Genomic DNA, 10,878 nt, shown 5'->3' with positions numbered 1-10,878 from the left:
CCCCCATCCCCCGCTTGAGCCTGCCGCCCGCGCCCGCTATGTCACGACCGACACTGCAAGCGAGCCAGCCATGCCCCAGTTCCTCGACCACGCCGATGCCGACTTTGAAACCCGCTTCACCGCGCTCTTGAATGCCAAGCGCGAGGACAGCCCCGATGTCGACGCCACCGTGGCCGACATCATCGCGCAGGTCCGCGCCCATGGCGACGCGGCTGTCATCGACCTGACCGCGAAATTCGACCGGCTGACGCTTACCCCCGCCACCCTCCGCATCACCGACGCCGAGGTCGACGCGGCCGTCGCCACCGTCAACGCCGCCGACCTTGCGGCCCTCGAACTGGCCGCCGAGCGCATCCGCGCCTACCACGCGCGGCAATTGCCCGAGGATGCAAGCTGGACCGACGACACCGGCGCCACACTGGGCTGGCGCTGGACACCCGTCAGCGCCGCAGGCCTTTACGTCCCCGGCGGGCTGGCCTCCTATCCCTCATCCGTGCTGATGAACGCCATCCCCGCCAAGGTCGCGGGCGTGCAGCGGCTGGCCATCACCGTGCCCACGCCCGACGGCATCCTGAACCCGCTGGTGCTGCTGGCCGCACGGCTGGCCGGCGTCGACGAGATTTACCGCATCGGCGGCGCGCAGGCGATTGCCGCACTGGCCTACGGCACCGAAACCATCCCGCCGGTGGACAAGATCACCGGCCCCGGCAACGCCTTCGTCGCCGCCGCCAAACGCCGTGTGTTCGGCAAGGTCGGCATCGATATGATCGCTGGCCCCTCGGAAATCCTCGTGATCGCCGACGCCGACAACGATCCCGACTGGATCGCGCTGGACCTGCTCAGCCAGGCCGAACACGACGAAAGCGCGCAAAGCCTGCTGATCACCACCAACGCCACCCTTGGCCGCAAGGTGGCCGAGGCGGTGGAAAACCACCTGCAAACGCTGGAACGCCGCGCCATCGCGGGCGCAAGCTGGCGCGATTTCGGCGCGGTCATCACCGTGCCGGATCTGGCCACCGCCGCCACCCTCAGCAACCGCATCGCCCCCGAGCATCTGGAGCTGATGGTCGCAGACCCGACAAAACTCAGCGAACAGATCACCCACGCCGGCGCCATCTTCCTTGGTGCTTGGACGCCCGAGGCCATCGGGGACTATGTCGGCGGCCCCAACCACGTGCTGCCCACCGCCCGCTCGGCGCGGTTCTCCTCGGGGCTGTCGGTGATGGATTTTGTCAAACGCACCACGCTGGCGCAAATGACGCCGGATGCCCTGCGCGCCATCGGCCCCGCCGCCGAAACGCTGGCCACATCGGAAAGCCTGCAAGCCCACGGCCTGTCGGTCACCGCCCGCCTGAACCGCCTGAATGCCAGAACATGACGCAGCGGGCCGATTGAACCCGGCTGCATTCATGGTCTAACCTTGGTCAGACTCACACGCAAAGGATGCGACATGTCCCGCATCACCCACATCGACCTAGACGACGGCAACCTGCCGCCCCCCACGCCCGAGATCGAACAGGAACGCAAGGTCGCCCTGTTCGACCTGCTGGAAGAAAACAGCTTTGCGCTGCCCGCCCGCGACGACCGCGAGGTGCCGCCGGGGCCGTACCACCTTGGGCTGGCCATCCGCGAAAACCGGCTGGTCTTCGACGTGACCACGGAAGAGGCCGCCAAAGCCGCCGAATTCCACCTGTCGCTCGGGCCGTTCCGTCAGGTGGTCAAGGACTACTTCCAGATCTGCGAAAGCTATTTCGAGGCGGTCAAGAAACTGCCCCCCAGCCAGATCGAAACCATCGACATGGCCCGCCGCGGCATCCACAACGAAGGCAGCCGCGTCCTGCAAGAACGCCTCGCGGGCAAGGCCGACATCGACGAAGGCACCGCGCGCCGCCTGTTCACCCTGATCTGCGTCCTGCATTTCGGCGGTTAGAATGGTTGCACCCTTGCCCCAATCGGTACTGTTTTGCTGCGACCACAACGCGGTGCGCTCTCCGATGGCCGAGGCGATCATGAAAAAGTTCTATGGCACCGGCACCTATGTCCAGTCCGCCGGGGTCAAGGCCGACATGGAAATCGACGGCTTCTCCATCGCCGTCTGTCAGGAAATCGACGTCGAACTGTCGCGCCACCGCTCGCGCAGCTTTGACCAGATGGAAGACTGGGGCGACGATCTGGGCAGCTTCGACCTGATCGTGGCGCTGTCGCCGGCCTCGCAACGCCGCGCGCTGGATCTGACCCGCTTTTACCATCTGGAAATCGCCTATTGGCCGATCATGGACCCCACCGGCCTGGGCGAAACCCGCGAGGCCAAGCTGGTCAACTACCGCAGCGCCCGCGACCAGATCATCGCCCACCTGCACGACCGCTGGGGCCCGCCCACCGTGCTGACCTGAAGGAACCGCCCATGTCCGTGGTGAACCGCTATTTCGACGCCTTCAACGCAGGCGACACCGACGCCATGCTGGATTGCCTGACCGACGACGTGGCCCACCACGTGAACGAAGGGCAGGTCCGCACCGGCAAGGCGCTCTTTGCCGACTTTTGCGCCCATATGACCCGCTGCTATGCCGAAAACCTGACCGATATGCAGGTGTTCGTGAACGCGGATGAAACCCGTGCTGCGGCCGAATATGTGGTCAACGGCACCTATCTGCAAACCGACGCACGCCTGCCAGCGGCGCGCAATCAAACCTACAAGCTGCCCGCAGGCTCGTTTTTCGACCTGAAGGACGGCAAGATCGCCCGCGTTACCACCTATTACAATCTGGCCGACTGGACGGCACAGGTCGCGTGACCCAGTGCCACGTGCTGACCGGCGCCGCGCTGGATGCGGCCCTTGGCGATGTGGCCCGCCTGCGCATCACGGTGTTCCGCGACTGGCCCTACCTCTACGACGGCGATCTGGACTATGAACGCCGTTACCTTGCCGCCTTCCGCGCCTCGCCACAGGCGGTCGTGGTCGGGGCCTATGACGGCAACAGGCTGGTGGGGGCCGCCACCGCTGCACCCCTCAGCGATCACGCCGACGATTTCGCACAGGCCTTCGACGGCACCGGCGTAAACATCGACGATGTGTTCTATTGCGCCGAAAGCGTGCTGCTGGACGACCATCGCGGGCAGGGGATCGGGCACCGGTTCTTTGACGCCCGCGAGGACGCCGCCCGCGCCTTTGGCTACAGCAAATCCGCCTTTTGCGCCGTGCAACGCCCTGCCGACCACCCCTTGCGGCCCGCCGACTACCGCCCGCTTGATACCTTCTGGCGCAAACGCGGCTATGCCCCGCTGGACGGGGCCACCGCGCAGTTCACGTGGAAAGACGTGGACGCAGACGCGCCCACGGCCAAACCGCTGCAAGTGTGGATCAAAGACCTGTAATCAGCCGCAAAGCTGTCCGGCCTGATCGCCAAACGCCTTCCAACGCTTCCAGAACGCCTCGTTGCTGGACGAATCCGACGTGCGCATCTCTTGCGCGCTGTGCGGATCGTTAAAGAACCCGACCCCGCGCCGCTGGTCCGAAGCGCTCAGCGACATATCCGCCACCGCCTGCACACAGCCGCACCGCGCCCGGTTCGCCTGTTTGCGCCCCGAGGCCTGACAGGCGTTCGCAATCGGTCCCGACGCAAACAGCACCGGCGCAGGCTGCCCCAGGGGCGTCGACGCGCGCGCGCCGGGCGACTGATAGGTCGTTGCATTGTAACTGGAATATCTGGTCCCACCGCCACCACAGGCGGCGACAAGGGCCAGACACGAGATTAGGGCCGTCAATCGGATCATGGTTTCGCCTCACACCATCGCGGCATTCTTTGGCCGCAGCTTACTGCTGATGCGGATTATGCCTGAATTCGCAGCAGGGGGCAATTCACGAGTGTGCGGGTCAAACGGTCGCGGGTGCTGGCGCGGCGGGGCTGGCCCCGAAGGCTAAAGTCAGGGCGCATAGCCCCCGCCCAAACGCACCAAAACCCGCAAACACCCTGCGCAGCAGCGCCCGACCGCCCGTCGCACCAATGGCAATTGCCCTGTCGCCTGCATTGTCTTGACAAGCCTTTTTGGTTCAGCGCACATGCGGGTGTGATTGGTGCCTGCTCATGCAGGTGAAAAGGGAATGTGCAGCCGTGATCTTTCACGGTGAAGCACAGCCGCCCCCGCGACCGTGAACGGAAAGACTGTGTGACACCACTGGCATTGCGCTGGGAAGGTATCATGGTCACAGGCCTTCAAGGCCTAAATCCGTAAGCCGGGAGACCTGCCATCATAGAACGACGTAACCGGACGGGGTGTTCCGGTGTCGGGGCAATTCTGCCTCGCAGAGACACTCTGCCTTGCAGGTACACCTCGCCACCTTTGCCGCGTTCCATATTTTATGGAGGCAGAAGCGATGAACGATCAGACCGAATTGCTTGTCTGTGTCAAATGCCGACGCGGGCAAGAGATGGCCGAAGAGGGCCGTCGCCCGGGTCAGGCGCTTTTTGACGCAATAGCACAGCTGGACCGCCCCGATGGGCTTCGGGTGACTGCGGTAGACTGTTTGCAAAACTGCGATCACGGCTGCACCGTCGCTTTGCGCGGCGGGGAACGCTGGACCTATGTCTTTGCAAACGTAGATGAAAACAACGACCCGGCGATGATCCTCGATGGGGCCCTTCGCTATCATGCCACCGCTGACGGACTGATTCCGTGGCGCGAGCGTCCCGAACATTTCAAACGCAATTGTGTTGCCCGAATTCCGCCCCCGGAGGTGCCCCATGTCTGATCTCGCAAAACTCCCCGTCACTGTCATCACCGGTTTTCTGGGATCTGGCAAAACCACGCTGGTGCGCCAGCTTATGCTGAATCCGGGCGGGCGGCGGTTGGCCGTCATCGTGAACGAATTTGGCGATGTCGGTGTCGACGGCGAAATTCTGAAGCAATGTGCAATTCCCGAATGCCCGGCCGAGAATATTCTCGAACTGGCAAACGGCTGCATCTGCTGCACCGTGGCGGATGACTTTATTCCGACCATCGAAACGTTGATGGCGCTGGACCCGCGTCCTGATCACATCCTGATTGAAACCTCTGGTCTGGCACTGCCCAAGCCGCTGCTCAAGGCGTTCGACTGGCCTGACATCCGCTCGCGGATCACGGTGGACGGGGTGATCGCGCTGGCCGACGCCGAAGCGGTGGCAGCCGGGCGTTTCGCGCCCAATATCGCCGCGGTCGACGCGCAGCGTCTGGCGGACGACAGCCTTGACCATGAAACACCGCTGTCCGAAGTGTTCGAAGATCAGATTTCTTGCGCCGACATCGTTCTGTTGACCAAGCCCGACCTTGCAGGCCCCGAAGGGGTTGCACGCGCCCGCGCCGTCATCGCCGCCAAGGCCGCGCGCCCGATCCCCATGGTCGAGGTGGCCGAGGGCGCGATTGATCCGCGCATCCTTCTGGGACTGGAAGCCGCAGCCGAGGACGACATGGACGCGCGCCCCTCGCATCACGACGGTGCGGACGACCACGAACACGACGATTTTGACAGCATTGTCGTGGATATTCCCGAATTGACCGACCCCAACGATCTTGTGCGCGTGATCGGGAAGCTGGCGCAGGATCACAACATCCTGCGCGTCAAAGGGTATGCAGCGGTTCAGGACAAGGCGATGCGGCTGTTGGTGCAGGCCGTCGGCATGCGTGTGCGCCACCAATATGATCGCCCGTGGAAACCGGACGAGCCGCGCCAGGGGCGCCTCGTGGTGATCGCCGAACATGACGACATCGACGCACAGGTGATCCGCAACGCACTTGGCGCGGCACAGCCGCTGGTCACAGGATAGCCGCGCCGTGCATGTCGTTTTTCGGGAAAGCCACGGGCTGGACGAGGCCGAGACGCCAATGGATCTGGGCCAGAGTGCCGCAGATCTGGTGGTGTTGTCCTTGTCTGATTCCGACCTTGGCGCCTTCGCCGAAGGCTGGCGGCGCGGTGGTGGCGCGCAGGGGCGTCTGCCGTCCTTGCGTCTGGCCAATATCGTCGCGCTGAAACATCCGCTGTCGGTGGACACCTATGTTGCCCAGACCCTTTCGGGGGCGAAGGGCATCCTGATCCGGCTGATCGGCAGCGTTCCCTATTGGCCCTACGGCTTGCAGCAGATCCGCGCCCTGGCCGAGGAAAAGAACATCGCCCTTGCCGTGCTGCCTGCGGACGGGCGTGTGGATGACCGGCTGGATGCTGTGTCGACAGTTCCAATATCCACCCTGCGGCGGCTTGCGAAACTGTGCGACACCGGGGGAGTGGTCGCGGCACAGGCTGCGTTGGCACAACTGGCCCTGGCTGCGGGGCTGTATGCAGGGCCGGTTATCGGCTCCAAGGCGCTGCCCGTGGTCGGCGCATGGACCCCCGAGACTGGCGCATGCTGCCCGCTGGTCGCTGTGTTGCCCGACGATGCAGGTCCATCACAGACCCAGCCGCGCGTTCTGATCGTATTCTACAGATCCTATCTGGCGGCCGCTGATCTGGCCACGATCACCGCGCTGTTCGCGGCGTTCCGCGCGCGTGGGTTCAACGTATGCGGGCTTTTCGCGCCATCGCTCAAATCACCCGAAGCGGCGGGGTGGCTGCGTCGACAGGTCAGACAATACGCACCTGTGGCCGTGGTCAACGCCACGGCCTTTTCCGGCAAAGGCGCGGACGGCACATCGCCATTGGATGCCGCACAGGTGCCGGTGTTTCAGGTGGCATTGGCAACCTCGACCCGCAAGGCCTGGGCCGACGCGGAACGCGGCCTGTCGCCCGCCGATCTGGCCATGCATGTGGTTCTGCCCGAAGTGGACGGTCGCATCACCGCCGGTGTCGCCAGCTTCAAGGACCCGCAAAAGCGGGACCCGGATTTGCAATATGCCCGCTTTGCACACCGGGCCGATGCAGGTCGCATCGCGGCAATCGCAGACCGTGTGCAGGGCTGGACACGGCTGGCGCAGACACCACCGGCGGCGCTTCGGGTTGCACTGGTGCTGTCGACCTATCCGGGCAAGGACTGGAACATGGGCCACGCCGTTGGCCTGGACGCGCCGCAGTCGGCGCACGCCATCCTGGAGGATCTGAAAACCGCGGGCTATGACGTCTGCACCGACGGCGTGCCCTTGCATCAGGCTCTGGCGGCGCGCAGCACCCGCTGGCCCTTGTCCGAATACAAAGCCGCCCTCGCACGTCTTCCCGACACGCTGCGCGCACACCTGTCCGAAGCCTGGGGCGACCCCCAGGACGATCCCGATGTGCAGGACGACGCGTTTCACTTCGCGGCCATCGCTTGCGGCAAAGTGGTGGTGGCGCTGCAACCCGAACGTGCTGCCGCCCAAGGGCGGGACGACAGCTATCACGATCTGTCGCGCACGCCGCGCCACGCCTACGTGGCCTTCTACCTGTGGCTTCAGTCGCAAACCGACGCGCTGGTGCATATCGGCGCGCATGGCACGCTGGAATGGCTTCCCGGCAAATCCGTCGCACTGTCCGACACCTGCTGGCCCGAGGTGCTGACGGGGGCCTTGCCGGTGATCTATCCCTTTATCGTCAACGATCCCGGCGAGGCGGCGCAGGCCAAGCGACGGATCGGGGCCGTGACGCTGGGCCACATCCCGCCGCCCCTGCGCGAAAGCGGCACACCCGAACGTCTGGCCCGGCTCGAAGCCTTGCTTGACGAATTTTCCAATGCCGACGGTCTGGACCCGCGCCGCCGCGACCGGCTTCAGGGCGATATCCGCGCCGAGGCACAGGTGCAGGGGGTCGAGCAGGATCTGGGGCTGGACAGCGCCGGGTGCAGTGCCGAGGCGATCACGCGGATCGACCGGTTTGTCTGCGACATCAAGGAAAGCCAGTTCGGCGAGGGCCTGCATATCTGGGGCCGGTCGCCGCGCGGCGATGCGCCTTTTGCCACCGCGCAATCGGTGGCGCGCGAACGACAGTCCTTGCTGGACGCTTTGGCGGGGCGGCGTATCGCGGCGGGTCCGTCAGGCTCGCCCTATCGCGGACGGCGCGACGTTCTGCCGACAGGTCGCAACCTGTTCACAACCGACCCGCGTGCGGTGCCGACACGGGCGGCCCATGCGCAGGGGGTGCGGCTTGCCGATGAACTGGTGCGCCGCCATTTGCAGGATCAGGGCAACTGGCCGCGCACCCTGATCGTCGACCTGTGGGGGTCGGCAACGATGCGCACCGCAGGCGAGGAATTTGCCATGGCACTGCACCTGCTGGGCGTGCGCCCGCTGTGGGATGCAGGGTCGGAACGGGTCTCGGGCATCGAAGTCCTGCCGATCACCGAACTGGACCGCCCGCGCGTCGATGTCACCTTGCGGGTCTCGGGCCTGTTTCGTGACGTGTTCCCGACCCTCTCGGCGCTGTTTTCCCAAGCGGTGCGTGCGCTGGCCGCCCGCGACGAGGCACCCGACTGGAACCCCTATGTGGCGGTGGACAATCTGGCGCGGGTCTACGGCCCGCAGCCGGGGCAGTTCGGTCTGGGCATGGGGGCCGCGCTGGACGACTATACCGAAGCAGGGCGCGCGCAGGCGGGTCTGGCGTGGCTCAAGGCAAGTTCGTGGGCCCTGGACGGCACGGACGCGCGGCTGGACATGGGCGGCATCCGTGCGCGCGTGGCATCCGCGGACAGCTTCGTGCATCCGCAGGACCTGCCCGAAACCGATCTGCTGCTGGCCGCAGACTATGCCGGCCACGAGGCAGGCTTTGCCGCAGCCCAGGCTGTGACGGGCGGGGCTGCGGCGCTTTATCACCTGAACAACACGGACCCCGCGCACCCGCGTGCAATGGGACTGACCGAAGAGATCGCGCGCGTGGTCCATTCCCGCGCCAGCCATCCGGGTTGGATCGCAGGCATGAAACACCACGGATTTCGCGGCGCAGCCGAGATTGCGGCGACCTTGGACCACATGGCAAGCTTTGCCCATCTGGCAGGCGTCGTGCCCGCGCATCTGTTTGATCTTTACCACGATGCGACCTTGGGCGACCCGGAAACCGACGGGTTCCTGCAAGACGCCAACCCTGAAGCGCACCGCGCGATGCAGGCCCGGTTTGCCGCCTTGCTCGATGCGGGCCTGTGGCAAACGCGCCGCAATTCGGTGCTGTCGGATATGGCGGTGCCGCGATGACCGCGACGCAGATCAAGGGGTGGTGCCCGGGTGCCTACCGGCCGATGATGGCCGCAGACGGGTTGGTGATGCGCGTGCGCCCGGCCTTTGCGCGTCTGACGGCGGCTGAGGTTCTGGGCCTGTGTGAACTGGCGCGGCGCTATGGTCAGCCGGGGCTCGAGGTCACCAACCGCGCAAACCTGCAAATCCGCGGTGTGGCCGAAACGGACCATGACACGGTATTGCAAGCGCTGGGCGATCTGGGCCTGCTGGACGCCGATCCCGCGCAGGAAAGCCGCCGCAACATCCTGGTCAGCCCGTTCTGGCAGACGGGCGATCTGACTCAGAGCTTGACCGGGGCTTTGCTGTCGCGCTTGTCCGACCTTCCGGAACTGCCTGCAAAGGTCGGCTTTGCCGTGGATTGCGGCCCGCGTCCGCTGCTGCGCGGGGACAGTGCGGATATTCGGCTTGAACAGGGGGCAAACGGCTTGATCTTGCTGGCTGATGGCGCGACGGCAGGGCGCGCCGTGACGCAAGACAACGCCATCACCGCCCTGATCGAGATGGCGCACTGGCTGTCCGAACGCATCACCCCGGATCAACGCCGCATGTCCGGCGTGCGCACCGGCAACGCACTGCCCCACGCGTGGTGCAACGCCACACCCCGGTCCCCCGGTCCGGCCCCTTGCATCGGGCCGGTGCCGCTTGGCGCATTGGTCGGCTGCGCCTTTGGGCAGATAGATGCAGACGCGATGGCCAGACTGATCGAAGCCAAAGCCATCGCAGCCGTGCGGCTGACCCCTTGGCGCAGTGTGCTGTTGGAAAATGCGGACATGCCCGAAGGGACGGATTTTGTCACCGATCCCGCCGATCCGGTCCTGCATGTCAACGCCTGCGTGGGCGCGCCCTATTGTGCCTCGGCGACCGTCTCCACCCGCGACATCGCGCGACGCCTTGCGCCGCATATCGACGGTACGCTGCACGTCTCTGGCTGTGCCAAGGGCTGCGCGCGCCGAACCCCCGCCAACGTCACCTTGGTGGGCCGTGACGGCGCGTTCGACATCGTGCGCGACGGCACCGCTGCCGATGACCCCAACCAACGCGGGCTCGACCCCCATGACCTCATTACCGGAGCACCCTTTTTCCAATGATCCATACCTATGAAACCGACGGGGCCGCGATCTATGCGCAGTCCTTCGCCATGATCCGGGCCGAGGCCGATCTCGGACGCTTTGCCCCGGACGAGGAACCGATTGCCGTGCGCATGATCCATGCGGCCGGCATGGTGGGGCTTGAGCACTCCCTGAAGATGTCACCGGACTTTGCCAGCGCCGCCCGGTCGGCCCTTGCCGGCGGCGCGCCGATCCTGTGCGATGCACATATGGTCAGCGAAGGCGTGACGCGCACCCGGCTGCCCGCCGATAACGCGGTGATCTGCACCCTGCGTGATCCGTCGGTGCCCGATCTGGCCAGGGCGATGTCCAACACCAGATCCGCCGCCGCACTTGAACTGTGGCGGCCACATCTGGACGGCGCGCTTGTCGCCATCGGCAATGCGCCGACCGCGCTGTTTCACCTGCTGAACATGCTGGCCGATCCCGCTTGCCCGCGCCCCGCTGCGATCATCGGCTGCCCCGTCGGCTTTGTCGGCGCCCGCGAAAGCAAGGACGCCCTCTGGGCCAGCCAGCCCGTGCCCTGCTGCATCATAGAGGGGCGCCTTGGCGGCAGCGCGATCACGGTCGCTGCGATCAACGCCATCGCGAGCCGGGCAGAATGACT

Annotated in this window: 11 protein-coding genes and 1 riboswitch; of the genes, 10 read left to right on the top strand and 1 reads right to left on the bottom strand. The window is 65.5% G+C overall.

Annotation, left to right across the window (positions count from 1 at the left end; all coding sequences use genetic code 11):
• Nucleotides 1-70 precede the first annotated feature (70 nt).
• The 5 genes from hisD (at nt 71) to AAC077_RS15870 (ending at nt 3,375) form a co-directional block, all read left to right on the top strand.
• A complete protein-coding gene (gene hisD / locus AAC077_RS15890) occupies nt 71-1,378 on the top strand; it encodes a histidinol dehydrogenase (RefSeq protein WP_339771416.1) in 1,308 nt (435 codons plus the stop codon).
• A gap of 72 nt (nt 1,379-1,450) precedes the next feature.
• Nucleotides 1,451-1,930, top strand: coding sequence for a UPF0262 family protein (locus tag AAC077_RS15885; RefSeq protein ID WP_339771403.1), 480 nt, complete (start codon nt 1,451-1,453; stop codon nt 1,928-1,930).
• A gap of 1 nt (nt 1,931) precedes the next feature.
• Nucleotides 1,932-2,393, top strand: coding sequence for a low molecular weight phosphatase family protein (locus AAC077_RS15880; protein WP_339771401.1), 462 nt, complete (start codon nt 1,932-1,934; stop codon nt 2,391-2,393).
• Between the two features lie 11 nt (nt 2,394-2,404).
• Complete coding sequence (locus tag AAC077_RS15875) at nt 2,405-2,794, top strand: ketosteroid isomerase-related protein (RefSeq protein ID WP_339771398.1); 390 nt, start codon at nt 2,405-2,407, stop codon at nt 2,792-2,794.
• A complete protein-coding gene (locus tag AAC077_RS15870) occupies nt 2,791-3,375 on the top strand; it encodes a GNAT family N-acetyltransferase (protein ID WP_339771396.1) in 585 nt (194 codons plus the stop codon). The genes AAC077_RS15875 and AAC077_RS15870 overlap by 4 nt, the downstream gene beginning before the upstream one ends.
• On the opposite strand, the gene AAC077_RS15865 is transcribed toward AAC077_RS15870, so the two are convergent.
• Complete coding sequence (locus AAC077_RS15865; protein ID WP_339771393.1) at nt 3,376-3,774, bottom strand: hypothetical protein; 399 nt, start codon at nt 3,772-3,774, stop codon at nt 3,376-3,378.
• A gap of 282 nt (nt 3,775-4,056) precedes the next feature.
• Nucleotides 4,057-4,266, top strand: a riboswitch (cobalamin riboswitch).
• A 94-nt stretch (nt 4,267-4,360) separates the two neighbouring features.
• Between AAC077_RS15865 and AAC077_RS15860 the strand changes: the two genes are divergently transcribed.
• From AAC077_RS15860 to AAC077_RS15840, 5 genes are read left to right on the top strand one after another with little or no spacing between them, the layout of a single operon-like run.
• Nucleotides 4,361-4,750, top strand: coding sequence for a DUF1636 domain-containing protein (locus AAC077_RS15860; protein ID WP_339771413.1), 390 nt, complete (start codon nt 4,361-4,363; stop codon nt 4,748-4,750).
• Complete coding sequence (cobW, locus tag AAC077_RS15855; protein ID WP_339771390.1) at nt 4,743-5,801, top strand: cobalamin biosynthesis protein CobW; 1,059 nt, start codon at nt 4,743-4,745, stop codon at nt 5,799-5,801. Before AAC077_RS15860 ends, cobW begins: the two co-directional genes overlap by 8 nt.
• 7 nt (nt 5,802-5,808) lie before the next feature.
• Nucleotides 5,809-9,120 (top strand): cobaltochelatase subunit CobN, encoded by a 3,312-nt coding sequence (gene cobN, locus AAC077_RS15850; RefSeq protein WP_339771388.1) that lies wholly within the window; start codon nt 5,809-5,811, stop codon nt 9,118-9,120.
• A complete protein-coding gene (gene cobG, locus AAC077_RS15845) occupies nt 9,117-10,250 on the top strand; it encodes a precorrin-3B synthase (protein WP_339771385.1) in 1,134 nt (377 codons plus the stop codon). Before cobN ends, cobG begins: the two co-directional genes overlap by 4 nt.
• Nucleotides 10,247-10,876, top strand: coding sequence for a precorrin-8X methylmutase (locus AAC077_RS15840; protein WP_339771382.1), 630 nt, complete (start codon nt 10,247-10,249; stop codon nt 10,874-10,876). The genes cobG and AAC077_RS15840 overlap by 4 nt, the downstream gene beginning before the upstream one ends.
• Nucleotides 10,877-10,878: the final 2 nt, after the last annotated feature.

The sequence above is a fragment of the uncultured Pseudosulfitobacter sp. genome (assembly GCF_963976325.1).
In the GTDB taxonomy this organism is placed as follows: Bacteria; Pseudomonadota; Alphaproteobacteria; order Rhodobacterales; family Rhodobacteraceae; genus Pseudosulfitobacter.
This window is presented reverse-complemented; position numbering and strand designations above follow the sequence as displayed.

Excerpts from the sequence above, each read along its gene's own strand:
- hisD (WP_339771416.1), top strand. The coding sequence starts at position 71 with ATGCCCCAGTTCCTCGACCACGCCGATGCCGACTTTGAAACCCGCTTC.
- AAC077_RS15885 (WP_339771403.1), top strand. The coding sequence starts at position 1,451 with ATGTCCCGCATCACCCACATCGACCTAGACGACGGCAACCTGCCGCCC.
- AAC077_RS15880 (WP_339771401.1), top strand. The coding sequence starts at position 1,932 with ATGGTTGCACCCTTGCCCCAATCGGTACTGTTTTGCTGCGACCACAAC.
- AAC077_RS15875 (WP_339771398.1), top strand. The coding sequence starts at position 2,405 with ATGTCCGTGGTGAACCGCTATTTCGACGCCTTCAACGCAGGCGACACC.
- AAC077_RS15865 (WP_339771393.1), bottom strand. The coding sequence starts at position 3,774 with ATGATCCGATTGACGGCCCTAATCTCGTGTCTGGCCCTTGTCGCCGCC.
- AAC077_RS15860 (WP_339771413.1), top strand. The coding sequence starts at position 4,361 with ATGGAGGCAGAAGCGATGAACGATCAGACCGAATTGCTTGTCTGTGTC.
- cobW (WP_339771390.1), top strand. The coding sequence starts at position 4,743 with ATGTCTGATCTCGCAAAACTCCCCGTCACTGTCATCACCGGTTTTCTG.
- cobG (WP_339771385.1), top strand. The coding sequence starts at position 9,117 with ATGACCGCGACGCAGATCAAGGGGTGGTGCCCGGGTGCCTACCGGCCG.
- AAC077_RS15840 (WP_339771382.1), top strand. The coding sequence starts at position 10,247 with ATGATCCATACCTATGAAACCGACGGGGCCGCGATCTATGCGCAGTCC.